The following is a 24,179-nucleotide window of genomic DNA, read 5'->3' on the forward strand; positions in this document are numbered from 1 at the left end:
TCAAACAGAAAATTATAGGAGTAAATCAAACTTAATGGAAAACTTACGTGGAAAACAAAAACACTATTTACGTGGTGAAGCCCACCACATGCGGCCACTATTTGCTGTCGGGAAAAACGGCTTGACTGACGAATGGTTGACCCAATTAACGGGTGCGCTGGATAAGCGAGAATTAATTAAAGTCAACATTTTACAAAATGCTGATGTGACAACGGCTGAAGTTAAAGCTGCAATTGAACAGAAAACCGCGATTACGGTCGTTCAAACAATTGGCCGGGTGTTAGTCTTATACTTGCCAGCTAGTCATGAAGAAGACCAGCACTATTCATTGGAAGTTGCTAAGTTATAGGAGGAATGACGGGTGCAGACGGTTAATCAAACAGCGACAAAAGTTCTGACGGAAACGGTGACGGCAATTCCGCATCGCCGTGTTGGTATTTTAGGTGGCACGTTTAACCCACCGCATTTGGGACATTTGATCATGGCCCAGCAAGTTGGTGATCAACTGGGTTTGGATGAAGTTCGCTTTATGCCGGACGCTCAACCACCGCATGTCGACGAAAAGAAGACGATTGCGGTGGAAGATCGTGCGAATATGGTCCAAGAAGCCATTGTTGATAATCCACTATTTCGGTTGGAGACGGCGGAAATCGAGCGGGGTGGCAAAAGCTATACTTACGAAACGATGAAGTTTTTGAAAGCTAAGCATCCGGACACGCAGTACTATTTCATCATTGGCGGCGACATGGTCGATTATTTGCATACTTGGTATCACATTGACGAGCTAGTTAAATTAGTCACCTTTGTTGGTATCAAACGCACCGGGTACCCAACGACGAGTCAATATCCGGTTATTTGGGTCGACGCACCGTTGATCGATATTAGTTCCACTCAGATTCGTCAAAAAATCAGCCATGGGCATTCGGTCCGTTATCTGGTTCCGGAAGCCGTGGCCGCTTATATTAAGGAGCATCATTTGTATGAGCAAAACGATTGAGTATACTGAAGCGATTGTTCCATATCGTCACGAGGAGCTAATGGCAAAAGTTGCCGCCCAGTTGACTGACAAACGCTATCAACACTGCTTACGGGTCGAGGAGACTGCGCGGCAGTTAGCTGCTGACAACGGTGTTGATGTCGAGTTAGCTGGAATTGCGGGGTTATTACACGACTACGCCAAGCAACGCGATGATCAAACATTTATTCAGCTCATTAAGACGCATGGCATGGACCCCAACCTGGTTTCGTATGGGAACGGGGTCTGGCATGGCTATGTTGGCGCTGAACTGATCAAAGATGAGTTGCACATCTACAATGAGCCAATTTTGAATGCGGTGCGGTTACACACGGTCGGTGCGCCTTATATGACTAAACTGGACCAAATCATCTTCATGGCCGATTTTATTGAACCAGCCCGGGACTTCCCCGGTGTTGAAGCGGCTCGTGAAGCGACGGCCAAGTCGTTGGCTGACGGTGTTCGTTTCCAGATTCAACATACACTAGATTATCTGATTCAGAAGGGTGCGCCAGTCTACCCACAAACGTTAGCAACCTATAACGCGTGGGTCGGCGGTGTGGCCCCTCAATTTGCCAATTAAATTTAAGGGAGAGTTTTATGGATAGCAAGGAACTTTTACAATTAACTGTTGAGGCCGCTGACGATAAGCGTGCCGACGATATCGTGGCCTTAGACGTCGCGGAAGTCAGTTTGATGGCGGACTATTTTGTCATCTTATCCGCGGATTCCAAGCGCCAAGTTCAAGCGATTGCTGATAATATCGTGGACTTTGTGCGCAAGGCCGGTTCGGACGTTAAGAGCGTCGAAGGTCGGACTTCGGGCGAATGGGTCTTGATCGATGCCGGTGACGTCATCGTGCACGTCTTCCAAAAGGATGCGCGGGCACACTATAATTTGGAAAAATTATGGTCTGATGCGCCCATCGTCGACGTTGCACAATGGGTAAACGCATGATTTATCAGACGTTTGCCGAACTTTATGACGAACTTTTTGATCCAGCCATGTACCAGCAATGGCTGGATTTTGTCCGTCGTGAGTATCCTAACCAAGATGGTCAGTTGCTCGAATTAGCTTGTGGGACGGGACGCTTAGGGGTGTTGTTAGCCCAAGCCGGCTATCAGGTCACCGGTTTAGATTTGTCGGAGAACATGTTAGCACTGGCACAGCGCCATGCGGACGAGGCAGCCGTGACCTTACCGCTATTACAAGGGGATATGCTCGATTTATCTGAAGTTGGGACCTTTGATGCGGTTACCTGTTTTGCTGATTCGTTCTGCTATTTGCCCGATATTACGACAGTCCAACGTGCATTTGAACAAGTGGCTCAACATTTGACAGCGGCCGGCGAATTTTTATTCGACGTCATTACACCTTATCAGACGGATGAGGTCTATCCTGGTTATATGTACAATTATCGCGATGAGGATCGGGCTTTTATGTGGACAAGCTATGCCGGTGAACAGCCGCACAGTGCTGAGCACGATTTAACGTTCTTTATTTATAATGATGATAAGCAGGCCTTCGACGAGGTCAGTGAATTACATCAAGAACAAACTTATGTGTTGGCTGATTATCAACAAGCTCTGCAGGCAGCCGGTTTTAATCATGTCACGGTCAGCGCCGATTTTGGCCGCCAACAACCGGATGATCAGACCACGCGGTGGTTCTTCAAGTGTCGTAAGTAGTAGGAGGAACAAGAATGCAAGCAGTCGGGTTAATAACTGAATACAATCCGTTGCATAATGGGCATCGCTACCATTTGCGGCAAGCACAACAGTTGACCAATGCCGACTGTGTTATTGTTGTGATGAGTGGTGATTGGCTGCAACGCGGTGAACCGGCCATTTTAGACAAGTGGACACGTGCGAAGCTGGCTTTGGAAAATGGGGCGGATCTAGTAATTGAACTGCCCGTGTTTTTTGCGACCCAACCTGCCCATTTATTTGCACGGGGTGGTATTGAACTACTCAGTGCACTGGACTGTACGAGTGTTGTTTTTGGTGCGGAACATCCTGAGCTGGACTTTCAACGGTTGGCCACGGCAATTGCGGCGCAACAGGGCGACTTTACCCATTATAATGAGACTTTTGCCACTCAGTTTAACGCGGCCTTGCAAGCTGCCACGGGCGTGACGTTGACGGCAGCCAATGATATGCTGAGCTTCTGTTATTACGCTGCCAATCAGACCCTGGCACATCCGATGCAGTTACTGCCGATCAAGCGTCGCCAAGCGGATCACGCGACGACGACAATTGCGGCCGATAGTCGCTACGCCAGTGGGACAGCGGTGCGCCAAGCGGCACTTGCACAGGATTGGGCGGCGCTGAAACCAGTTGTCCCGGCCGACACGTTCACGGCGCTGACTACGCAACGACTGCAGCGCTGGAGCGACTTTTGGCCGTTTTTACAGTATCAATTGCTGACCGTTGACGTTGCCCGTAGTGGACAGTATGATCAGATGGCGGAAGGCTTGGAATACCGGATGCAGGCGATGGCCCAACACGCCACGACTTTTGATGACTTTATTCATCAGGTCAAGTCAAAACGCTATACGTATACACGATTGCAGCGGGTGGCGACAGCCGCACTACTACAACTTACTCAGGCAGAAGTCCAGAAAGCACAGGCACATAATTATCTGCGCGTCTTAGGCTTCACACCTAAGGGGCAGGCTTATTTGCATCAAGTGAAGAAACAGCTCCCGTTGCCGCTGTATACGAAAATCAATCAAGACTTACGCCAGCATGCTCTGAATCTCGATTATCGGGCGGGGCGCGTCTATCAATTAATTAATGGGCAATCGCAAGATTTATATCGACAACCATGGCGGTTACCGGTAACAATTGGTTGACCGCGGCGGGCTTTCTTGATATGGTTAGGTCTAATGACGGGCATTTTGGACTGTCAAGGAAAAAACATTGACAAAGGATTTTTACACAGGTATAATTTATCACGTTGCATTAGGAGGTTTTTAAATGAAATGGTCACTTTCACAGCTTAAAACATACCGTGAAACGCCACTTCAGTTTGATGAAGCATTGGATTTAAAACACTCCTTGATGAGCCGTTATCCAGAAATTATCGATGTTAAGTCAGTTCACGCAACTGGGTTAGCGAGTTATGATAAGGATAATGTGTTAATCACGGCGAAGATTGACGCAATGTTAACATTGCCGTCTAGTCGCTCGCTGACGCCAGTGGATGTCCCATTGGCTTTTCAAATGACGGAATATTATGTTCCTCAGGGAACCGATCTGAGTCGTTTTGACGAAGAAACTGATACGGTAATTATTTTACCTGAAGATGATATTTTAGATTTTGATGTCGCTGTGGAGGATAATATTTTAATTCACATCCCCATGCAGATTCTTTCTGAAGCTGAACAAGACGGCGCCCCGATGCCAACTGGTAAGGGCTGGGAAGTTCTCTCCGAGGACGACCAAGCGTTGCAAGCTGCAGAACTTAAAACTGTTGATCCGCGTTTAGCTAAGTTAAAAAACCTGTTCCCTGATCAGGAAGACAAGGATTAAGTTAGCTAGGCGTATCAAAACACACATTATGTGAATTCACTTGAAGGAGGTGTAGGTTGATGGCTGTACCAGCAAGAAGAACATCTAAGATGCGTAAACGCAACCGTCGTGGTCATATTAAATTGGCTACACCAAATTTGGCACCATGCCCAAATTGTGGCGAATTACGTGTATCACACCGTGTTTGCCCAAGTTGTGGATACTACAACGGCAAGCAAGTCGTAAAAGTAAACAACTAATTGTTAGTTGGTGAAAAGTTGCATTGCGGCCATGGCGCATGGAACTTTTCGTTACCATAATACGATCAAAAAGCCCGCTTAGGTGGGCTTTTTTTGTTGTCTTCAATTAAGTTTGAGTCGGGACCAGCACTTCTTGAAATAAGGTTTGACTGAGCTGCCAGCGCGGTCAAGCGAGTGGCCTTGCATATTGATTGCGATGAGGCGTCTCCCTTCCGTATACTAAGACTATCAAATAATGGGTACGGCTTCATAATAAGTGTTACTGACGCAGCGACAAGGGGGTTATGGAGATGATGAGCAAAAAATATGGGATCGGGTTAGCACTGCTCACCGTGGTTCTGTTAGCTGGATGTGGCACCCAACAGTCGACGCAAAATAAGGCGACAAGCCAATCAACTAGCAGCCAAAGTAATTCGACCAAAAGTGTGACAGCCAAAACGAAAGTGTCATTAGCCGCAGCCATCAAAAAGTTTCAGCAACAATATCCGGACGCCAGTGTGACGAGTATTGAGTTAGAAGACCAACTCGGTCGACCGGTTTACACGCTGGAAGGCGTTGGCGGCACCCAGGAACATGAATTACAACTCAATGGGCGAACCGGGAAGGTCATCAGTAAGCAGTCTGAGATGCTGGATCAAGATGATCAAGCTGACGCTGAGGGTGACCGGCTGAATCTTAACAAGGTAATCAGTCCTAGTAAAGCGGTGGCGATTGCCATCCATGATCGTAACGGTGGCTATGCTAGCGAACTCAAGCTCGATAAGGACAATGGCACCACTTACTGGGAGGTCCAGGTACATCAAGGAAAGCAGCAAGTCGATATTAAGATTGATGCCTATGAAGGTCATATTTTGGAAACTGAGCACGACGATTAGTACCACGTGGTTGCTGGTGAAAAGGGGCGGTATGTAGCCTCATTTTGTCAGCAACTAGTCTTGAAATGGTCAGCCGGCTAAACGTATCGCCTATTTTGTAAATCACTGATTTGATCAATAGCTAGTCGTAATCATCACGTCCGTTTCCATCACACCGAATTCTTGCCACATGATTTGATTGATGGTTTCAATCAGACGTGTGATTTCAATCGCCGTCATCCGAGGTGGCACAACGATCGTGGCTCGCAGCATGATGAGATTACCATCATAATGAGCCTTGAGAAAAATGACTTTGCGGACACTAGTTAAATCAGCAATTCGCCGTTGATAGCGACCTTCAAGGTAAGGGTCGAAATAGTCAACTAGGTTCAGACTACTTTCTCGAAAAATTTTGGTGCCAGTATTGAGGATGTATAGCCCTAAGCCGATACTAATCAGGTTATCGAACCACTGAAGGTGGAGCTTGACCGTGACAAGGATCGTAAGAACGGTAGTCAGACTGGTCAACGCGTCCGTGAAGGTATCACGGCTCGCTGCGGTCAGGGCAGCATTGTTAAGTTTGCGACTCCAATAATGATTGAAGGCCCATAAGACCAGTAGCACCACGAAGGAAAACCCGGCGGCCAAGCCGGCGATACTGCTGAGGTTTTTGAAGGGGGTACGGGTGGCGAATGTCATTACGCCTTTGATAATAATGTCGATTCCAATGGCAGCCATGATGGTGCCGGCTAGTAAATTAAAAATCGTCTCAAAACGAAAGCGGGATTGCTGGATTCGGGGTCCTAATTGCTGCTGCTCCGTGGGTGCGATGGGTGCGCCAAATAAATCGTCATCGTGCGTGCGACTGGCGATGAATAGACCAGTCATGAGTAGCCCGGTCGAAAAAATTCCAGATAAATTATTAAAGGCATCCGCACGTAGGGCCTGTGAGTGGCCCCAGCGTGCCCCTAGAAGCTCGATAATAAATAAGCCCAAATAAACGGCCACGTTGCCCCAGAGATGGTGACGGGCCGTTTTAAGCGAAATAACAACGGGTTGTTCAATTTGATGCCAATCTGGCAGTCGTTGGATAGACATGATTAGGGGCCTCCTTACTTATCTTGAATTGGACTGCTGGTCAGGATTAGTGGTGCTAGGGTGTCTCTCTGGTAAAAGTGGCCACCAGCGGGCATGTACGAATAAAAAAAGTGCGGAACGTCATAATAACAATGAGGACACTAGCCTAAACACCACGAACCGATCTATGAAGGTTATCCGTTTATTTTACTGTAAGCCTAGCACGGTGTTTTTAACTTTGTCAGTTGGTGCTGTTTGAAAAGCAAGTAACCTTGTTGGATGGTTCTATGAAAATTAATTTCTTCCCGCGATAAATTATATGAAATTAATTTTAAAATTTGCGGTCATTTACTTTATTAACAGCGTGTTTTTTGGTACGATAGTTGCGTATTAAAAATTGGGAGGCAATAAACTAATGAGTAATGAAAAACCACAAATTGGTGTCATTGGGATGGCCGTCATGGGTAAGAACCTGGCGTTGAACATCGAAAGCCGCGGCTACAAGGTTGCGATTTTTAATCGGACTGGTGCCAAAACTGAAAAGGTCGTTAAGGACCATGCTGACAAGCAATTAGTACCAAGTTATAAGATCGAAGACTTCGTGGCTTCACTTGAAACGCCACGACGGATTATCATGATGGTTAAGGCTGGTAAGCCAACCGATGCCGTTATCGATGAATTATTACCACTATTAGATAAAGGCGACGTCTTGATTGATGGTGGGAACACCAACTTTAATGACACGATGGCGCGTAACGCCCGCTTAGATAAATCCGGAATCAACTTTATTGGTATGGGTGTTTCCGGTGGTGAATTAGGTGCCTTACAAGGCCCTTCATTGATGCCTGGTGGTCAAAAGGAAGCTTATGATTTAGTTGCCCCAATCTTGGAAAAGATTTCTGCTAAAGCGCCTCAAGACGGTGCACCATGTGTGACTTACATCGGCCCGAACGGTGCTGGTCACTACGTTAAGATGGTCCACAACGGGATTGAATACGGTGATGAAGAGTTAATCGATGAATCATACAATATCATGCGCAACGTCGCGGGCTTGTCCGTTGATGAAATGTCCGATATTTTTACGGACTGGAACAAAGGCGAATTGAGCAGTTACTTGATCGAAATCACCGCTGACATTTTGTCACGTAAGGATGATTTAGGTGCGGATAAGACTAAGCCAATCGTTGACATGATCTTAGACCGTGGGAACAACAAAGGAACTGGTAAGTGGAGTTCCGAAGATGCCTTGAACGTTCAAGTGCCACAATCCGTTATTACGGAAGCGGTCTATGCGCGTTACATCTCAATGATGAAGAACGAACGGGTTGCCGCTTCTAAGAAATTAGCTGGCCCAACCGCTGACGTTGACTTGCCAGCCAAGAAAGAATTGGTTGAGAAGATTCGTCAAGCCCTCTACTTCAGTAAGATTATGAGTTATGCGCAAGGCTTCGAACAACTTCGTTTCGCTTCTGAACATTATGGTTGGGACTTGAAGTTCGGTGAACTTGCCCAAATCTGGCGTGCTGGTTGTATCATCCGGGCCCAATTCTTACAAAACATCACGGATGCTTTTGATAAGAAGCCTGATTTAAATAACTTATTGATGGACGACTACTTTGCCGACATCGCCGCCAAGTATCAACAATCAACACGTGAAGTGCTTAGCTTAGCAATCCAAGCTGGTGTACCGGTACCATCATTTAGTGCGGCATTGTCATACTACGACTCATACCGGGCCGAAGTGTTACCTGCTAACTTGTTGCAAGCGCAACGGGACTACTTTGGTGCGCATACGTATGAACGGACTGACCGTGAAGGGTTATACCATTACAGTTGGTACGAAGAACAATAAAATCATTTTGAATGAACTAAACTGTGTCTAATGACGTTACGCGTGATTAGGCGCAGTTTTTTTGTGCTGTGGGTGGCTGTGCGGTAATGATCGTTGGTTTGAGTGGATTAGAACGTACGTTTGCGTTAAAATTGAGAGTAATGAATAAACGCGAAAGTGGGGGTCGCCATGCGACAAGAATCATTATTTAACCCGGATAAATCTAGTAGTAGTCCGTTGGCTTACCGGGTCCGGCCAGTGACGCTGGCGGATTTCAAGGGCCAAGAGCATCTACTTGGCCCGGGTAAACTATTACGACAATTAATCGCAGAAGATCAGTTACCATCCCTGATTTTTTGGGGACCACCGGGAGTCGGTAAGACCACGCTGGCCGAAATTATTGCGCAACAGACCCAGTCGCACTTTATTACGTTTAGCGCGGTGACGAGTGGCATTAAAGAAATTCGGCAAATCATGGATGAAGCGGAGGCTAATCGAGATTTTGGTGAAAAGACCATTGTTTTTATTGATGAAATTCACCGGTTTAATAAAGCCCAACAAGATGCCTTTTTGCCATATGTTGAGCGCGGCAGTATCACGTTAATTGGTGCGACGACGGAAAATCCCTCATTTGAAATTAACGCGGCCCTATTATCACGGTGCAAAGTATTGGTCTTAAAGGCATTGACGCCTGATGCATTAGAAGCTGTCTTACAGGGCGCTTTGCAGAATCCGAAGGGGTTTCCGGATCTTGAGATTACGATGCAGCCTGATACACTACGGTTGATCGCAGAATTTGCTAATGGTGATGCTCGTATGGCGCTCAATACGTTAGAAATGGCTGTTTTGAACGGTGACCGCGATGGCAAGCACGTTACGATTACTACGGCCGGGTTATCGCAACTGATCAATACTAAGTCGTTGCGCTACGATAAGCATGGCGAGGAGCATTATAATATTATCTCCGCGTTACATAAATCAATGCGTAATAGTGATGTTGACGCGGCGATTTACTGGTTGATGCGGATGCTAGCCGGCGGTGAAGATCCGCTGTATATCGCTCGGCGTTTGATTCGGTTTGCGAGTGAGGACATTGGGCTAGCTGACCGGCAGGCATTGCCACTGACGGTAGCAGTCTTTCAGGCGTGCCAGTTGATCGGTATGCCTGAGTGTGACGTGAATTTGACGGAAGCAGTGACTTATTTAGCCTTAGCACCGAAGTCCAATGCATTATACGCGGCTAAATCGGCAGCGCAAGCAGATATCAAAGCGACGGGTAATTTACCGGTCCCCTTACAGATTCGCAACGCACCGACAAAATTAATGAAAGATTTAGGTTATGGTTCTGATTACAAATATGCCCATGATACAGCGGCCAAATTAACCACGATGACGACGATGCCACCTGAGTTAAAACAGCACCGGTACTATGAGCCGACTAGCCAGGGACAGGAGAAAGCCTGGCAACAGCGCCTAGCTGCTATTCGCCAGTGGCACCAGCAACATCCGCAAACCGAACCGTCAGATGATGAGACATAAAGATTGCAATTTAATGAGAATTCACTAAAATTAGATTTGGGTGAGGAGCAGACCCTGGTTGGGGTGTAGGAAATTCAGCGTTTTCATGTTAAAATAACATGTTGTACTAGCTTAATGCAGGTTAGTGGTGATAAATCACTGATTCGTACGGTTTTTAGATAAGTTGAATATTAGGAGTGACTAAAAGTAAATGAGTCGAATATTAATTATTGAGGATGAAAAAAACCTCGCACGCTTCGTTGAATTAGAATTAAAATACGAAGGCTATGATATTCAAGTCGAATATAACGGCCGTAAAGGGTTAGACGCAGCGTTAGCTGAAGATTTTGATGCCATCCTATTAGACCTGATGTTACCAGAACTGAACGGTTTGGAAGTCTGCCGGCGGGTTCGTGAAGTCAAGAACACGCCGATCATTATGATGACGGCCCGTGACTCCGTGATTGATCGAGTTTCCGGCCTGGATCATGGGGCAGATGATTACATTGTTAAGCCATTTGCTATCGAAGAATTACTTGCCCGCTTACGAGCACTATTGCGGCGAATCGATTTGGAAAGTGAACAACAAAGCACTAAACAAACGACCGTCACTTATAAAGACTTGACGATTGAAAAGGAAAACTTAGTCGTTAAACGTGGCGACGAAGTCATCAACTTGACGAAGCGTGAATATGAACTGTTATTAACTTTAATGGAAAATATTAACGTTGTCCTCGCTCGTGATGTCTTACTAAACAAAGTATGGGGTTACGAATCAGAAGTTGAAACGAATGTCGTCGACGTTTATATTCGTTACTTACGGAACAAGATTGACCGACCAGGAGAAAAGAGTTACATCCAAACTGTTCGTGGGACTGGATACGTGATTCGTTCTTAATGACTGACGCTGATACGAATCAAGTGACGCCTAAACCACGGCGCCGTTGGTCATTAAAATGGAAATGGGCGCTCGGGACCGCAATTGGGTCCGCGCTCATTTTTATTTGTTTTTCATTATTGGTCTATAAGAGTTTCACGAACCTCTTATTGCACCAAGAACAACGGAACGTGGCTAGTGCTGTTACAACGGTGCAACAATCGTTGCGAACGGAGTCGAAAGGGCTGACCATTAAGTCGGTGGCCGCTAAATTGCAACCCGAGGCGAGCGTTGAACCGGCAACTACCATGAGTGAACGTAAGCATGGTGTGCTGCAAAGTAAAATCTTTTCAGATTCCGATTTAACAGCCTTATCCCGCACAAACTTAGCTGTGACGGTTTATGATCCACACGGGAACACACTCTATCTATCCCGCAAGGATGCACATGAGTTCTCTAAGAATAAGACGCGTCAGGTGGTGTTGATTGGCCGAGGAAGTGATGCTGAATTAGTTGGGCGGGCGCCCATTTATGCGGCTAGCAATCACCGTTTGATCGGTTACACCCAGGTCACTGATAATTTGGCGGAATACCATTCAACGACTCAGAATTTGATCTGGATCTTTATTGTAATGACAATGATCACTATTTTTGGTGCCACGCTACTGGGCTACTTCTTAGCTGCGTTTCTATTACGGCCAATGCGTAAAATCAAACAGACGATTAATGCGGTCAATGATGATCCGCAAACTGACTCGCGAGTGCCCGATCTTAAACGCAATGATGAATTGTCGGATTTAGCAGTTGTATTCAATGATATGCTTGATCAGATGCAACGCTATATTAATCAACAGCAGCAATTTGTTGAAGACGTTTCCCATGAATTACGGACCCCGGTGGCAATTATCCAGGGCCATATGGAGTTGCTGAATCGATGGGGCAAGGATGATCCACAAGTGTTGTCGGAATCATTGGCGGCTAGTTTGTCAGAAACCAAGCGAATGCAGAGCTTAGTTCAAGAAATGTTGGACTTATCGCGTGCTGAACAATTGGAAATCAATTTTAGCCATGAGACGTCGGACGTTCAGAAGTTAGTGACGCAAGCATTTAACGATTTTACGATGATTCATCCCGACTTTCATTTTACGTTTGATGATGATGTTAAAAAGCCGGTGTATGCTCAGATTTACCGTAATCACCTCGAGCAAATTCTGATTATTTTATTGGATAATGCGGTCAAGTACTCGACACGACGTAAAGAAATCCATTTATCATTATCCACGGATTATCGCTACATTGAAGTCGCCGTCCAAGACTTTGGTGAGGGTATTTCTAAGGACAATCTCGATCGGGTTTTCAACCGTTTCTATCGGGTTGATAAGGCGCGTAGCCGTGATAAGGGTGGTAACGGGTTAGGATTATCCATTGCGCAACGGTTAGTTGAAGGTTACCATGGTCATATTAGTGTTGAATCTGTGGTGGGCCAGGGCTCGATCTTTCGGTTCCAGTTACCGATTCTACGGGACGCGAAGCTCTTAGCTAAGGCCGAGGCTGAAACGAATGATGTTGAAAAGATTGCCAAGTCGGAACTGCCAGCCGGAATCCGACCAGCTACTCGTGATGAAGATGAAGCGCCCTTGGATGATCATGAGCACGACCACTAGGTAATCGAGTCATTTATGAATTTAAAACGCACATTCAAGTTAATTTAACTTGAATGTGCGTTTTCAGTATGGATAATTGCGCTGTAATGAATTTTAAAGCCGCGGCCTATGGGATCATATCGTGATTTTGAGGGAGGCCTGGATCAATATTGAGCATCGACTGACAGTTCGATAGGGCGCAGTAAGATGCTGATTAAACGACGAATAGGTTGTACACCAGCAGGCTGGGTTTAATCCTGATTCAGATTGATCCGACTCGAAATATATTTAAGCTGACCGATATTTGTTGGTATGTTCATCATGAAACCATTTTCACAAGTAACCTTTTTTGGTATAGTGGAAGAGTAGTTAATTTAATCAGGGGGCGAAGTTGTTGACGAACGAACCAACTTATCGGCCAATGACGTTCAAAATTTTTTTGGAATTCATTCGGCTAAATGCCAAGGCAGCTAGTGTGGTGCCGTATTTTATTGGTATTTTATTTTCAATCTATTATTTTCATGCGTTTAATTGGATCAATTCGTTAATTTACTTAGTTGCACAAGTAGCGATTGCATTGTTTGTGACGGGGTTTAATAACGTGCAGGATTACTACTTGGCTAAGGATTTACATTATCGGGATACTTATAACATTGTTGGCCGTGAGCACCTATCACCACGACGATCATTGAATTTGATGCTAGCGATGTTAGCAACTGCAATTATTTTAGGATTAGTGCTAGTCGTCAGAACAAACCTATTGTTACTGTTCATGGGCGCTGCAGCGATTGGTGTGGCTATCTTCTATACCTATGGCCCGGTGCCGTTTTCGCGCTTCCCGTTGGGTGAATTACTGTCAGGATGTGTCGAAGGATTTGGCGTTTTCTTTCTGAGTGTTTATATGAACGTCGCGACCCCCGTACTGGCGGGCTTTAAGTTTGCTTGGCCGCAGTTTGCGATTGTGGGGAACTTAGAGAACATATTGGTCATGATTTTAGTGGGGCTACCAGGGATTTTCTTGGTTGCGAATATCATGTTAGCTGATAATATTTCAGATTTACAACAGGATATTCGCAATGAACGTTATACGGTTCCGTACTATATTGGTCATCGTTGGTCACTACGGGTCTACGATACGCTAGCGCTGTTAGGTTATTTGCCAGTGCTGATGAGTGTTGTTTTACAAATACTACCGATTTATCAGCTGGCAGTGTTGCTCGTTTTACCAAAAATTTTGAAGAATATTCGGGCCTTTAACGCGGTGCAAGTGAAAGAAACCACCTTTAATACGGCACCACAAAATTTGATGATGTTTCAAGGCATGCAATTACTTGGACTGATCCTGGGTATTTTCTTTTAATCCGGTCTGATTAATTGGGATGGTTCACAAAAACGGCGGCCGTCATCCAGCATAATTGCTGAATGACGGCCGCCATTTTTTGTGTCGCTGTTTTTTAGACCTTGTTAGTCATGTACTGCGGTTGTTTTCGGCGGCTATTTACTGATCAACCGCACGGTACTGCGGCCACCCCCCATCTTTTTGATGAGAACTTGTTGGCCAATCGTTCGTTTCATTGATTCAATGTGACTGATAACACCGACCATTCGGTTTTCACCAATTGTTTCGAGTGCCTGCATCGCTTTTTCCAAAGTTTCATCATCCAGAGAGCCGAAGCCTTCGTCGACAAACAGTGCGTCGATTTGGACGCCATTAGCCGAAGATTGAACGACCTCACTGAGCGAGAGTGCAATCGACAGAGCAGCAATGAAGGTTTCACCACCGGACAACGTGTTGGATGAACGCGAGTTGCCGGTTTCATTATCGTAAACATTGATATCGAGGCCGTGGTCACTGCGGTTATCACTCGCTTCGGCAGCTAGTTCAAATGTGTAGCGGTTATTGGAAAGCAGGTTGATAAAGTGATCATTGGCGTAGTTTAAGACGCGTTGCAAGTAGTTTTGGACAACGTAGGTCTCTAACTTGAGCTTGTGATCGTTGCCATCTTTACCAGTCATGATATTATACAGGCTTGTAATTTCGGCGAACCGCTTTGCAAATGTGCCTTGCTGGTGCATGATTTGTTGGACTTTTTCGAGACAACTTTGCGCGTCGGTTAAGGCTTGTTCCGCCACGGTTTGGGATTGCAGTGCCCGATCCTTATGAGCTTGCAGGTCGGCCAGCTGAGCTTGGATACCCGTAATATTCGGTCGTTCAACGTTCGTTAAGGCGGTTTGCAGTTGCTTGATTTCGGTTGTCAGACGCTCCTTGTCTTGCCGATAGGTGGCAATTTGGACTTGCAGGGCGGTCAGTCGACCATTGGCGAGTTCTTCTAACCAATTTTCAAGTACAGTTTGGTCATGAGTCGGTGCTTCTGGAGCAGCTAAGGCCTGTGCGATTGTTTGCTCAAGCTGCGTGCGCGTGGCCTGTGTTGTCTTCAACCGGTCGTTTAAATCATCGAGCTTAGTTTGATGTTTTGATAAAGTAAGTTGACTGGTTTGAACGGTGGCTTGGGCGGCCTCTAGGCGTTGTTGGTAGGTCGCGACGATCTGATTGAGATGCGCTTTTTCGGCCAGCAGGTCAGCGCTTGTGACTTGTAAGTCCGTACCAATGGCTGCCTGAGCTACCGTCAAATCGGCTGTTTTATTGCGCAATAAGGCCCGTTGTTCGCCTAACTGTAACTCCGTTTGTTGGGCCTGTTTTTGTTGTGCTTCCAGTTCAGCAGTATATTTCTCAATAGCTTGAACCACTCGTTGGGCTGCCTCAAGCTTCTTCGTAATTGTGGCGAGTTGCTCAGCGAAAAAAGCCCTGACTGCGGTCAAATCGTAGGGTGACTTTAGTGCTAGTCCGTTGGTTTCAATCAACTGTTGGTAAGTTGAAGTTAGTTGCGTTTGGGCGGTGGTTACTTGCTGCGTAGCCTGGTCAACTTCTTTTTCAGCCTGTTCGACACGTTGTTGAGTTGCTTCCACTTGCTTGTTGGCTGCCGCCAGCGCGTTTTGAGCGTCGTCAACGGCTTGCATGGATTGTCGTAAGTCAGCTTCATTTGCAACGATGGTTGTGAACGGCATCTGTGAATGATCGGTTGATCCACAGACCACGCAGGGCTGGCCGTCAACGAGTTCTTGTTGTAATTGGGCAATCATTAAGCTTTGGCGTTGACCACGTTGTTGTTCAAATTGGACTTGCGCATTGTGCTGATTCTGTTCATCGCGGGCAAGCTGCGCCCGTAAATCAGTCAGTTGCTTGGTGACGCGCTGCTGTTCTTGTTGCGCACCTCGCCATTGACTATCAAGTGGTGTCAGGGTGTCGACGAACTGTTCTCGTTGTTTAATCAGCAAATCTTTAGTGGCGTGTAAGTCATCAATAGATGGCAAGTTCGCTTGTTGGGTGGTGATTTTGGCTGTTAATGTCTTTATTACGGTTTGGTGCTGTTCAAAAGTCGCCTTCAGATCAGCGACACTCGGCTTGAGCTTTGCGAGCTGTGCGATGAGACTTTCAACGCGTTGCGCTTGTGGAATCAACGTGGCCAATTGTTCCAAGCGCTGCTGGTGCTGATGGTTAGCTTCACTTTGGTCATGTAATTGTTGAACTGCAGCTTGCGCTTGGCGATAGTCGTCCTGCGCTTGTTGCACGTTATCCATAGCTGCTTGCTGGTCAAGTGTCAATTGCTTTTGGTCACGTGTTTGTTGAGTGAGGGCTTGCATGGTGGCTTGTAGGGGCTGGGCCCAAGTTAACGCGTGCAACTGTTGCTTGGCTATGGTAATTGCCGGTGTTTGTTCTTCAACTTTAGTTTGATAATCAGCTTGCGCCTGTGTGAGCCGGTCAAATTGTTGTTGGCGATCGCGTGCTTGCTGGTAGGTCGTTTCGGCCGCTTTAACAGACCGATTGATTTTACTAGTCGTTTGCTGTGCTTGGTCAAAAACACTTTGACGCGTCGTAACAAATGCTCGTAGTAGTGGAATTTTTTGATCGTCCGGAACTGCTTGAAGTTGAGCCTGTTCCGCATCATTCCAAGTTGCTGAGGCTAGTGCGACCCGCAAATCGGCGACAAACTGATCACCAGTCTTGCTGGCGGTTTGATACTCCGCTTTAAGTTCCGCAGTAAAGTCTGAATAAAGTTGCGGTCCAAAAATCTTTTTAAGGATTTTTTCCTTGTCAGTCGTTTTTGACTTTAAGAATTCCGAGAAGTCATTTTGGGGGAGTAGAATGATTTTTTTAAATTGATCAGCAGTCAAATTCAAGATGGTCGTGATCTCGGGACCAACGTCGGCCGGCTTGGTTGCAATGCTCTCAATCTCCACGCCACCAACGTGATCAACGACAGCTAATTTGGCCGTACTATTCTTTTTCGTCAGTCCAGATCCTTTTTTCTTAGCTAAGTATTGTTCAGGGGAGCGCGCAATCTTATAGAGTTGATTGCCTTGCTCAAAGTAGAAGGTGACGCTTGTCGGTTGGTCAGCGGGGGCGAACTGACTGCGCATCTCTTTGGCTGCCCGACCATCCGTCCCATCATTCGTCGTACTGCCAAAGAGGGCAAAAGTCATGGCATCGAAAATAGTTGATTTACCGGCCCCAGTATCACCACTAATCAGAAAAATCGGGGTACTTTCTAGCTTGCTAAAATCAATAATTGAATGTTCGTGGGGGCCAAAATAGTTCATGGCTAAATAAACGGGTTTCACGGCTAATCCTCTTTTCTTAAGTTGACGAAAATCTGGTCAACGAGTTGTTGTTGTGTCGTTGAGAGCTGGTTACCAGTAATCGCGTGGAAAAATTGCCCAACAATGGCATCAGGACTCAGTTCGTTCATGTTTTTTGGGCCACTAATGGCGGTGGCTTGGTGGTTCGATTCGTAGTCCAGTTCGACAATTGTGCCGTAGATTTGTTCGAGTTGCGCCCGGACGTTCAGATGCTTACTACGGTCGAATTCCTGGACGGTGATCGCAAACCAAGCCTGCTTTAACGGCTGTTGCTGATAAAAGTTGGGATCAAGTAACGTTTCCCAAGGCGCACGCAACGTAACCAAGTCAGTTTGCGGCTGAATTGGCTTGAATTCATGGGTGATCGCAGTGGGTGTGATTGTCACAATTTCAACACCTTTGCCATGGAACTTAGGGTTGGCTTCCTTGACGTTAAATTTGACGGGGCTACCGGCATAACGAATTCGATCTTTGTCGGGTGAGGCTAACCGAGTGTGAATATGGCCCAGCATCACGTAGTCGAAGTCTGCGAATAAATCGGTGGTCAGCGTCGCCAAACCGCCCACTTTGGAAGTTGTTTCACTTGTTAATTCCAAGTCGTCATCTGCTTTGGGTGTAACGGTAAAATGAGTAATCAACAAGTGCCGTTTTTCAGGATCAAAGGTGGTAACGAGGTCACTAACCACGCGTTGCATCGCATCGTGAATGGTGTGAATCGCCTTGACTTGTTTTTCGGGCAAACCTTGTTGCTGATAGTAGACCCGCGCGTCAATGGGGTCAAAAAACGGTAACATAAAGATTTGTGCCGTTGGGGTCTCGATGGGCGTGAAGGCCTCGGCTAGTAACGTATTGATATGAAAATTATTATAGGCTAGCCATTCACGACCGTAGTTGAGACGTTTGGCGCCATCATGGTTGCCAGCAATGGCATAGATTGGTAGGTGATGCTCGATATTAATAGCCTGCAGCATGTGGTCGAGTGAAGTGACCGCATCGGTACTCGGAACGGCCCGGTCGTAGATGTCCCCAGCAATCACGATACCATCAACTTTTTCAGCCAATGCAATCGTTAGAATTTGCTTGAACGCTGCTTCCTGTTCATCTAACAAAGAATAACCGTTAAGCGTCCGGCCGATGTGCCAATCCGCTGTATGTAGTAACTTCATGGGAGTTCCTCCTTGAGTTTGAATTGTTAATTTCCATTATCGCATATTTACATAAAATTTCAGGTCTCGAAGTGTCGTCTGCCCAAAGTAGATTAATTTTGACGAAATACGTTTGATTTAGTTTGGAATGTTGGCGGACAAACTTGAAAGTGGGCAAGTTCTACCCCTTATTATGCAATTCAGCTATAATTGCGCTTAACTAGTTGAGCAATTATTGATTGCAACATACGGGTGAGTGATTTGCTGGTCATCCTTGCTCTCAGCGATTGCGTGTTTTAGTCACGCATCACGCATAACGTCGGACTCGGTATTAGAATAATTATGGTGCTGCAATCTCATTGGGTTAGCAGTTTAAAATGGGGGCTTACTCATGATTCCAGAAAAATGGCAACAGACGCTTGGGGTTAAATTGTTTATCATGGTAAATTTAATCAATTTGGTCATCTTAGCAGTGATCAAACTGGCCAGTGGTGCGCCCGTGTGGCGAGTTCGTAATGCACCGTTGGCCGTGGTTGGTGGGTTATTTTTAATTGGGATTAGTTTAATTTTGATCTGTAAACAGAATCCCAACTGGCGCAAGGGAACGTATCTCGGTGCTGATATTAACTTGACCGTTTTATTTTATTTGTTACTTATTGATTTCAACCGGATTTCCACGCTTGGCTTTGCGCTGATTGCGATAATCATCTCGATTGTCGCATTACCGATGGCATATACTTCTCGTAATCGCTTGGTTGGAATCCGGATTCCGTGGACCTATTTGTCAGAAGAAAACTGGCATCGGACTAACGTGCTAGCAGGCAGATTATTTGGAATCTCAGGACCGCTGTTAGTAGCGATGGGAAAGATGTCAACAGACTCATTTCTCAATGCCTTTGTTACGATTATCGTGTTGGTCGTGATTTTGACCGTGGGTTATTCCTACCGGTTAAGTAAGAAATTAATCTGATCGGGCCTGGCAGCGTTAATTGGCATCCCGTGGTAATGTTTGCAAAATCAGTTAAGGTGACGGCTGTGTGCCGGTTAGGTGCAACGTAAAAAGCACCGCCATGAGAATTTTCATGACGGTGCTTTAGTGTTGATTAAGCTTCAGTGGTTATTTACGGTGTCGTTGTTGTTTACCGGCATTCCGACCACGCCCCGCATTATTTTGCGGACGAGGATGACTAGGCTTGGATTCAGTTGCATTAATCGGCTTTGGTTGCGTCGGTGTTGGTGTTTTGATGGGGTGCTTTTTGAGTTCTGCTTCAACTTCACGCCGAATACGTGGCCGGAAGAAGTTGATGATCAGTGTTTGCAAGCAGGCAAACAAACCACCAACGAAGAAGTAAAGTCCTAAACCTGCGGGAGCGGACATGGAAACAAATAAAATCATGACCGGACTCATAATGAGCATGAGACGCATCGTCTTCTTCTGTTCTTCAGGTAAACCAATCATGGATAGGTAACCCTGTGCCAAGTAGGATAAAAAGGCTAAAATGGCTAGAATCAGACTGGATTTCCCAAGGGAGATCCCCATAAAGGTCGCCTTAGATAATTCAGGCGAATAGCGAATAGCGTAGTACAAGGCGGAGAAAATTGGCAGTTGAATCAGTAGTGGTAAACAGCCAATACCACCAGTCATGCTAATACCGTTGTCACGGTAAAGTTGCATGAGCTCATTACTGATTGCGGCTTTTTCTTCCTGAGTCGTCGCTGCTTTTTGCCGTGCCTGGATTTTTTCCATCTGTGGCCGAACCGCGGACATTTTTTCTTGTTGGTAGGTTGATTTACGTTGTTGATTAATCATCATTGGCAGTAAAACGAGTCGCACAATGACCGTCAAGCCGATGATTGCCCAACCGTAGTTGTTACCGAATAGTTGTGACAACCATTCCATCACGTTTTGCCCTGGCTTTGCAAGGTACTCGTAAACAAACCCGTATGGTTTACCAGCTTTGGTCGTTTGCACACAACCGCTTAGAAACAGTGCTAACGTTCCTAAGGTGATGGTGAGCGTAAGGCCTTTTTTTGATTTCACTAGTTAATAATCCCCTTTGTTAAAGTCATATAATGATGATGATACTAAAGATGTCGGGGGAATTCAATTGGTTATCCGAAAATCGTGATAGTTTTGTGGTTCAACTTCATGCACTTCGAGGTGCTTGACCTTGCCAAAATCGGTTGGCGACTGCCGAACAACGTCGATAAAGACTTGCACTCGTTGATCTTCACCCTCGGCTTCAATAAAGACTGAGCCGTCCATCAGGTTACGAACGATTCCGTTCACGCCGCATTTGTCAGCGGCAACTTTAGTGGCCCAACGGAAGCCCACCCCCTGGACCCGGCCGATTGCTTTTAATGTTACTGCACGCATTGTGTCACTTCCTTACTTAACTTGTTCAGCTAGTCTAACCTGTGACTAGCATCTTGATTGTATTGTGTTAGCATAATTAGTACAATCTGTATTACTTATATAATAGCATGGAAATGTTCAACGGGCGATATGCTATACTTGGGATAAAACGGACACTTTCGAATGATACAGGGTGCCCCGAATTGACAAGACCGGCTGATGTTTCAACCGATTAATTAAAGGAAGTTGACGATGGAAAAAATTAATTCATTACAAAATGCGCACGTCAAGGCGTGGAAAAAGCTCCAAACAAAGAAGGGACGCAAACAACAGGGACAATACTTGCTAGATGGTTGGCATTTAGTCAACGAAGCAGTTAAAGCACACGTCGCGATTCAGACCTTGCTCATTACTGCCAAGCAACTGGCGACCGAACCGGATTTGACTCATTTTCCAGCGGTCATTGAAATCTCTGATGAAGTCGCCAAACATATCAGTGCGACGGTGACGCCGCAGGGGGTGTTTGCGCTGGCGACCCTGCCTGCTGCAATTGAAGATCTATCACAATTAGATTTAACGCGGCCTTGGTTACTGCTCGATAATGTTCAAGATCCCGGAAATATTGGAACCATGGTACGGACTGCGGATGCTGCGGGTTTTGCCGGCGTCGCTTTCGGTACCGGGACGGTGGACATCCATCAACCCAAAGTTGAACGAGCTATGCAGGGGAGTCAGTTTCATTTACAACTGATTAGTACTGATCTCGACAAGTTGGTTGACCAATTGCAGGCGCAGGGTTCACCAGTCTACGGTTCAGAGTTAAATCCACAGGCAGCCCGGTATTTAGATATTGACGCGCCGGCTAGTTTTGGCTTGATCATGGGAAACGAAGGTAATGGAATGAGTCGGGAATTATTGGCACGGACAGACCAAAACTTATACATTCCCATCAAGGGGCAAGCAGAATCGTTAAATGTAGCCGTGGCTGCTGGCGTTTTAATGTTCGGTTTATATCGCTAACTTACAATTAGTAAGAAAATGCTAAAATCCAGGTAAAATACTTTCAAAATGACTGGCTTTTTAGTAGAATAGCCGTAGATATTAGCAAAGGGAGCTTTAGATGAAAACTAATAATGCGTGGCAACAAGATTCTGAATACGTGGCGATCGTCGAAGATTTATTAGCACAGCCGGCCGTTCAGCGGCTTGCTGAGTTTACACAGCACCACCATTCAAATCGATTGGATCATTCGATTGCAGTTTCATATGATAGTTATGTTTTAGCGAAGAAATGGCATCTAAATACGACGGCAGTGGCGCGTGGTGGATTATTGCATGATTTGTTTTATTATGACTGGCGTGAAACCAAGTTTGATCTCGGCTCGCACGCATTTATTCATCCGCGGGTAGCGTTACGTAACGCTGAAAAGTTAACGAAATTAACGCCGATGGAAAAAGATATCATTTTGAAGCATATGTTTGGTGCAACTTTAGCTGTGCCTAAATATCGTGAAAGTTTGCTCGTCTCTTTAGTTGATGATTATGAAGCAGAACATGAATTTTTTGGACCATTACGTATGAAAGTGGCCAAACAACTAGATCGGTTCCGAGGCAAGGTCTCCGCCGGTTAATTCAATAATTGGGGGTCATTGCATGTCAGAAATGCTAGCTGACACGGTAACAGAATCCAACGTGGATTTCGAACTGTGTCCAAAATTTGAAAAGACGTTCTCAATTCTAGGGAAAAAGTGGAACGGTTTAATTATCGATGTTTTACTGGAAGACGGTCCCCAACGCTTTAAGAATCTGGCACGCCGGATTCCTAAGTGCAGTGATCGGGTGCTGGTCGTTCGTCTCAAGGAATTGGAAGAAAACGGCATTGTGAGTCGGGTAACCCATTGTGACTCTGCCCTGATTGAGTATCGCTTGACTACGAAGGGGCAAGATTTACGACAGGTCATGGATACGGTCCATAACTGGTCTGATAAGTGGTTCAGCCCGGCCGAATCCTAATACGGGGTTGACGTGCAGGGCACTTTGCCATAAACTGACAATGTAGATAAAAGCCTTGACGAGAAATAGTAGTTAGTTACGGCGTCGTAGGGACGGGTGTCACCGATTGAAAGCACCCTGGCGACCAAGATTGACGAATTCACTCTCTGAGCTGAAATTGGGCGTTTGTGTAAACAAATAATTTTCCGGTATCCCGACCGTTATGACGGGTAGTGAGTGTGCATAGTGACTGCTATGCAAACAAGGGTGGTACCGCGATGACCTCGTCCCTTTTCAGGGATGGGGTCTTTTTTTGTCCGCAACGCAACTAAAAATTGGAGGCAGCATATGAGTTTACAAGATCGATTAACCGAATTACGCGATCAAGGCTTGGCCGATATTAAATCCGCCGATGTTTTGAAAAAGGTTAACCAAGTCAAAGTTGATTTACTTGGCAAAAAGGGTCCGATTACAGAAGTATTGCGCGGAATGCGCGACTTAAGCCCGGAAGAACGGCCAAAGGTGGGCGCTTATGCCAACGAAGTTCGTGACCGGATTCAGGCTGCGATTGATGAACGCCGTGAAGAACTGGAACAAGCAGCCGTTAATGAGCAATTGGCTGCCGAAAAACTGGACGTGACGTTACCGGGTCGGGAAGTTCCACAAGGTCAGCCTCACGTGATTACCCAGATTATTACTGAATTGGAAGATCTATTTATGGGAATGGGCTATCAAATTGTTGATGGTGATGAAGTTGAAGAAGATTACTACAACTTTGAACGGTTGAACTTACCGAAGGACCATCCCGCCCGTGACATGCAAGACACGTTCTATATTACCAAAGACGTGCTACTACGCACGCAGACGTCTGCTGATCAGCCGCGGTCACTTGAAAATCACGATTTTTCTAAAGGACCGCTGAAGGTCTTGTCACCTGGCCGCGTTTATCGGCGTGATACGGATGATGCAACCCATTCCCATCAATTTCATCAAATTGAAGGGTTAGTCGTGGACAAGCATATTACGATGGCTGATTTGAAGGGCACCTTAATTCTGGTTGCCAAGACTTTGTTTGGCGATCAATTCGATGTTCGGCTACGGCCAAGCTTCTTTCCATTCACGGAACCATCCGTAGAAGCTGATGTAACTTGCTTTAATTGCAATGGCAAGGGCTGTGCAATCTGTAAGCAAACGGGTTGGATCGAAGTACTGGGTGCCGGCATGGTTCACCCCCACGTGTTAGAAATGTCTGGCATTGATCCAGAAGAATATGGTGGTTTTGCCTTTGGGTTAGGACCAGACCGCTTTGCAATGTTGAAATACGGTGTTGACGATATCCGCAACTTCTACTTGAATGACGTGCGGTTCTTGTCACAGTTCTATAAGAAAGGTTAGGCGTCCA

At 46.0% G+C, this 24,179-nt stretch carries 24 protein-coding genes and 1 other annotated feature; of the genes, 19 read left to right on the plus strand and 5 right to left on the minus strand.

What is annotated here, in order from left to right:
- The first annotated feature begins 34 nt into the window (after positions 1-34).
- The 9 genes from yhbY (at position 35) to E5260_RS06615 (ending at position 5,662) form a co-directional block, all read left to right on the plus strand.
- Positions 35-349: a ribosome assembly RNA-binding protein YhbY gene (gene yhbY / locus E5260_RS06575; RefSeq protein ID WP_003640289.1), complete on the plus strand. Its 315-nt coding sequence runs from the start codon at positions 35-37 to the stop codon at positions 347-349.
- A 12-nt stretch (positions 350-361) separates the two neighbouring features.
- The gene (locus E5260_RS06580; RefSeq protein WP_003640290.1) at positions 362-997 is read left to right on the plus strand and encodes a nicotinate-nucleotide adenylyltransferase; all 636 of its coding nucleotides are present in this window, start codon (positions 362-364) and stop codon (positions 995-997) included.
- Positions 981-1,598, plus strand: a complete 618-nt coding sequence (yqeK, locus tag E5260_RS06585) for a bis(5'-nucleosyl)-tetraphosphatase (symmetrical) YqeK (protein ID WP_003640291.1) — start codon at positions 981-983, stop codon at positions 1,596-1,598. The genes E5260_RS06580 and yqeK overlap by 17 nt, the downstream gene beginning before the upstream one ends.
- A 17-nt stretch (positions 1,599-1,615) precedes the next feature.
- Positions 1,616-1,972: a ribosome silencing factor gene (gene rsfS, locus E5260_RS06590; RefSeq protein WP_003640292.1), complete on the plus strand. Its 357-nt coding sequence runs from the start codon at positions 1,616-1,618 to the stop codon at positions 1,970-1,972.
- On the plus strand, positions 1,969-2,703 hold the full coding sequence (locus tag E5260_RS06595; RefSeq protein WP_003640293.1) for a class I SAM-dependent DNA methyltransferase: 735 nt from the start codon (positions 1,969-1,971) through the stop codon (positions 2,701-2,703). Before rsfS ends, E5260_RS06595 begins: the two co-directional genes overlap by 4 nt.
- A 14-nt stretch (positions 2,704-2,717) precedes the next feature.
- Positions 2,718-3,869, plus strand: coding sequence for a nucleotidyltransferase (locus E5260_RS06600; protein WP_003640294.1), 1,152 nt, complete (start codon positions 2,718-2,720; stop codon positions 3,867-3,869).
- 124 nt (positions 3,870-3,993) lie between these two features.
- The gene (locus E5260_RS06605) at positions 3,994-4,548 is read left to right on the plus strand and encodes a YceD family protein (RefSeq protein WP_003640295.1); all 555 of its coding nucleotides are present in this window, start codon (positions 3,994-3,996) and stop codon (positions 4,546-4,548) included.
- Positions 4,549-4,607: 59 nt separating this feature from the next.
- Entirely contained in the window at positions 4,608-4,787 is a 180-nt protein-coding gene (rpmF, locus tag E5260_RS06610; protein ID WP_003638547.1) for a 50S ribosomal protein L32, read from the plus strand.
- 290 nt (positions 4,788-5,077) lie between these two features.
- Positions 5,078-5,662 (plus strand): PepSY domain-containing protein, encoded by a 585-nt coding sequence (locus E5260_RS06615; protein WP_003644295.1) that lies wholly within the window; start codon positions 5,078-5,080, stop codon positions 5,660-5,662.
- A 114-nt stretch (positions 5,663-5,776) separates the two neighbouring features.
- Here the strand turns inward: E5260_RS06615 and E5260_RS06620 are convergent, their stop codons facing one another.
- Positions 5,777-6,739 (minus strand): cation diffusion facilitator family transporter, encoded by a 963-nt coding sequence (locus E5260_RS06620; protein WP_003640297.1) that lies wholly within the window; start codon positions 6,737-6,739, stop codon positions 5,777-5,779.
- A gap of 394 nt (positions 6,740-7,133) precedes the next feature.
- Between E5260_RS06620 and gndA the strand changes: the two genes are divergently transcribed.
- The 5 genes from gndA to E5260_RS06645 all read left to right on the plus strand — a co-directional run bounded on the left by gndA (position 7,134) and on the right by E5260_RS06645 (position 13,947).
- The gene (gene gndA, locus E5260_RS06625; RefSeq protein ID WP_003640298.1) at positions 7,134-8,570 is read left to right on the plus strand and encodes an NADP-dependent phosphogluconate dehydrogenase; all 1,437 of its coding nucleotides are present in this window, start codon (positions 7,134-7,136) and stop codon (positions 8,568-8,570) included.
- Between the two features lie 168 nt (positions 8,571-8,738).
- Positions 8,739-10,088 (plus strand): replication-associated recombination protein A, encoded by a 1,350-nt coding sequence (locus E5260_RS06630; RefSeq protein ID WP_003640299.1) that lies wholly within the window; start codon positions 8,739-8,741, stop codon positions 10,086-10,088.
- Between the two features lie 190 nt (positions 10,089-10,278).
- Complete coding sequence (locus tag E5260_RS06635) at positions 10,279-10,965, plus strand: response regulator transcription factor (RefSeq protein ID WP_003640300.1); 687 nt, start codon at positions 10,279-10,281, stop codon at positions 10,963-10,965.
- Positions 10,965-12,608, plus strand: coding sequence for a HAMP domain-containing sensor histidine kinase (locus E5260_RS06640; RefSeq protein WP_003640301.1), 1,644 nt, complete (start codon positions 10,965-10,967; stop codon positions 12,606-12,608). Before E5260_RS06635 ends, E5260_RS06640 begins: the two co-directional genes overlap by 1 nt.
- Positions 12,609-12,978: 370 nt before the next feature.
- Positions 12,979-13,947, plus strand: coding sequence for a UbiA family prenyltransferase (locus E5260_RS06645; protein WP_003640302.1), 969 nt, complete (start codon positions 12,979-12,981; stop codon positions 13,945-13,947).
- 134 nt (positions 13,948-14,081) lie between these two features.
- On the opposite strand, the gene E5260_RS06650 is transcribed toward E5260_RS06645, so the two are convergent.
- Together E5260_RS06650 and E5260_RS06655 are read right to left on the minus strand one after the other, a co-directional pair.
- Complete coding sequence (locus E5260_RS06650; protein ID WP_003640303.1) at positions 14,082-17,267, minus strand: AAA family ATPase; 3,186 nt, start codon at positions 17,265-17,267, stop codon at positions 14,082-14,084.
- Between the two features lie 2 nt (positions 17,268-17,269).
- A complete protein-coding gene (locus E5260_RS06655; protein WP_003640304.1) occupies positions 17,270-18,451 on the minus strand; it encodes an exonuclease SbcCD subunit D in 1,182 nt (393 codons plus the stop codon).
- A 370-nt stretch (positions 18,452-18,821) separates the two neighbouring features.
- Between E5260_RS06655 and E5260_RS06660 the strand changes: the two genes are divergently transcribed.
- The gene (locus E5260_RS06660; protein WP_003640305.1) at positions 18,822-19,400 is read left to right on the plus strand and encodes an SdpI family protein; all 579 of its coding nucleotides are present in this window, start codon (positions 18,822-18,824) and stop codon (positions 19,398-19,400) included.
- A gap of 147 nt (positions 19,401-19,547) precedes the next feature.
- Here the strand turns inward: E5260_RS06660 and yidC are convergent, their stop codons facing one another.
- The gene (yidC, locus tag E5260_RS06665) at positions 19,548-20,471 is read right to left on the minus strand and encodes a membrane protein insertase YidC (protein ID WP_003640306.1); all 924 of its coding nucleotides are present in this window, start codon (positions 20,469-20,471) and stop codon (positions 19,548-19,550) included.
- A 63-nt stretch (positions 20,472-20,534) separates the two neighbouring features.
- On the minus strand, positions 20,535-20,807 hold the full coding sequence (locus E5260_RS06670; protein ID WP_003640307.1) for an acylphosphatase: 273 nt from the start codon (positions 20,805-20,807) through the stop codon (positions 20,535-20,537).
- A gap of 231 nt (positions 20,808-21,038) precedes the next feature.
- Between E5260_RS06670 and E5260_RS06675 the strand changes: the two genes are divergently transcribed.
- The 4 genes from E5260_RS06675 (at position 21,039) to E5260_RS06690 (ending at position 24,172) form a co-directional block, all read left to right on the plus strand.
- Positions 21,039-21,806, plus strand: coding sequence for a TrmH family RNA methyltransferase (locus tag E5260_RS06675; protein ID WP_003640308.1), 768 nt, complete (start codon positions 21,039-21,041; stop codon positions 21,804-21,806).
- 100 nt (positions 21,807-21,906) lie between these two features.
- Complete coding sequence (locus E5260_RS06680) at positions 21,907-22,416, plus strand: HD domain-containing protein (protein ID WP_003640309.1); 510 nt, start codon at positions 21,907-21,909, stop codon at positions 22,414-22,416.
- A gap of 22 nt (positions 22,417-22,438) precedes the next feature.
- Positions 22,439-22,798: a winged helix-turn-helix transcriptional regulator gene (locus E5260_RS06685; protein ID WP_003638562.1), complete on the plus strand. Its 360-nt coding sequence runs from the start codon at positions 22,439-22,441 to the stop codon at positions 22,796-22,798.
- A 46-nt stretch (positions 22,799-22,844) separates the two neighbouring features.
- Positions 22,845-23,072, plus strand: a binding site (T-box leader).
- Positions 23,073-23,125: 53 nt separating this feature from the next.
- A complete protein-coding gene (locus tag E5260_RS06690) occupies positions 23,126-24,172 on the plus strand; it encodes a phenylalanine--tRNA ligase subunit alpha (RefSeq protein ID WP_003644299.1) in 1,047 nt (348 codons plus the stop codon).
- Positions 24,173-24,179: the final 7 nt, after the last annotated feature.

The sequence above is a fragment of the Lactiplantibacillus plantarum genome (genome assembly GCF_014131735.1).
Taxonomy (GTDB): domain Bacteria; phylum Bacillota; class Bacilli; order Lactobacillales; family Lactobacillaceae; genus Lactiplantibacillus; species Lactiplantibacillus plantarum.

Coding starts and splice junctions, on each gene's coding strand:
- yhbY (WP_003640289.1), top strand. CDS start 35: ATGGAAAACTTACGTGGAAAACAAAAACACTATTTACGTGGTGAAGCC.
- yqeK (WP_003640291.1), top strand. CDS start 981: ATGAGCAAAACGATTGAGTATACTGAAGCGATTGTTCCATATCGTCAC.
- rsfS (WP_003640292.1), top strand. CDS start 1,616: ATGGATAGCAAGGAACTTTTACAATTAACTGTTGAGGCCGCTGACGAT.
- E5260_RS06595 (WP_003640293.1), top strand. CDS start 1,969: ATGATTTATCAGACGTTTGCCGAACTTTATGACGAACTTTTTGATCCA.
- E5260_RS06600 (WP_003640294.1), top strand. CDS start 2,718: ATGCAAGCAGTCGGGTTAATAACTGAATACAATCCGTTGCATAATGGG.
- E5260_RS06605 (WP_003640295.1), top strand. CDS start 3,994: ATGAAATGGTCACTTTCACAGCTTAAAACATACCGTGAAACGCCACTT.
- rpmF (WP_003638547.1), top strand. CDS start 4,608: ATGGCTGTACCAGCAAGAAGAACATCTAAGATGCGTAAACGCAACCGT.
- E5260_RS06615 (WP_003644295.1), top strand. CDS start 5,078: ATGATGAGCAAAAAATATGGGATCGGGTTAGCACTGCTCACCGTGGTT.
- E5260_RS06620 (WP_003640297.1), bottom strand. CDS start 6,739: ATGTCTATCCAACGACTGCCAGATTGGCATCAAATTGAACAACCCGTT.
- gndA (WP_003640298.1), top strand. CDS start 7,134: ATGAGTAATGAAAAACCACAAATTGGTGTCATTGGGATGGCCGTCATG.
- E5260_RS06630 (WP_003640299.1), top strand. CDS start 8,739: ATGCGACAAGAATCATTATTTAACCCGGATAAATCTAGTAGTAGTCCG.
- E5260_RS06635 (WP_003640300.1), top strand. CDS start 10,279: ATGAGTCGAATATTAATTATTGAGGATGAAAAAAACCTCGCACGCTTC.
- E5260_RS06640 (WP_003640301.1), top strand. CDS start 10,965: ATGACTGACGCTGATACGAATCAAGTGACGCCTAAACCACGGCGCCGT.
- E5260_RS06655 (WP_003640304.1), bottom strand. CDS start 18,451: ATGAAGTTACTACATACAGCGGATTGGCACATCGGCCGGACGCTTAAC.
- E5260_RS06660 (WP_003640305.1), top strand. CDS start 18,822: ATGATTCCAGAAAAATGGCAACAGACGCTTGGGGTTAAATTGTTTATC.
- E5260_RS06670 (WP_003640307.1), bottom strand. CDS start 20,807: ATGCGTGCAGTAACATTAAAAGCAATCGGCCGGGTCCAGGGGGTGGGC.
- E5260_RS06675 (WP_003640308.1), top strand. CDS start 21,039: ATGGAAAAAATTAATTCATTACAAAATGCGCACGTCAAGGCGTGGAAA.
- E5260_RS06680 (WP_003640309.1), top strand. CDS start 21,907: ATGAAAACTAATAATGCGTGGCAACAAGATTCTGAATACGTGGCGATC.
- E5260_RS06685 (WP_003638562.1), top strand. CDS start 22,439: ATGTCAGAAATGCTAGCTGACACGGTAACAGAATCCAACGTGGATTTC.
- E5260_RS06690 (WP_003644299.1), top strand. CDS start 23,126: ATGAGTTTACAAGATCGATTAACCGAATTACGCGATCAAGGCTTGGCC.